The 675-nt window shown below is 33.9% G+C and carries 1 protein-coding gene; it reads right to left on the bottom strand.

Features of this window, described 5'->3' with window-relative positions; all coding sequences use genetic code 11:
* A partial coding sequence (locus tag H964_RS01615) for an ABC transporter permease (protein WP_039764192.1) occupies nt 1-675 on the bottom strand: 675 nt, incomplete at both ends.

The following is a 675-nucleotide window of genomic DNA, read 5'->3' as shown; positions in this document are numbered from 1 at the left end:
AATATCACCAGTTTCATACACAAGAGGATTATATAAGTTAAAAATTTGGTCAAACCCTGCATTCATACAGTTACCTACAGCTAACACAAATAATAAGACTGCAGTTGGTTTAATTCCCGGCCATGTTATATATCTTATCCTCTGCCATCTGTTAGCACCATCGATATATGCAGCTTCATATAATTCTGGATCAATCCCCGAAATAGCAGCTAAGTATATAATGCTACTCCATCCTGATTCCTTCCAAATCTCACTAATGTATAAAAGCGGACGAAATAATCGCGCATCAGCTAAAAAACTATATTTTTGGAATCCCAAGGCCACTAATGCATTGTTTATTGCACCATCACTACTAAAAAGATTTTTGATTATACCAGCTACTATAACCCATGATAGAAAGTGTGGAAATGTATATATTGTTTGTAAACTTTTTTTATATCTTCCTTCTCTAAGTTCATTTAACAATATGGCAAGAATAATTGGTGCAGGAAAACCGGTTATTAATTTACCAAAACTGATTATAATAGTGTTTCTAAATGCTTGCCAAAATTCGGGCTCCATTAGAATAAACTCAAAATTACGAAGCCCCACCCAAGGACTATGCAGTATTCCCTTTGCATAATCATATTCTTTGAATGCAAGAGTCACACCATACATTGGTATATAACAAAATAT

The sequence above is a fragment of the Caldicellulosiruptor sp. F32 genome, assembly GCF_000404025.1.
GTDB lineage: Bacteria > Bacillota > Thermoanaerobacteria > Caldicellulosiruptorales > Caldicellulosiruptoraceae > Caldicellulosiruptor > Caldicellulosiruptor saccharolyticus.
This window is presented reverse-complemented; position numbering and strand designations above follow the sequence as displayed.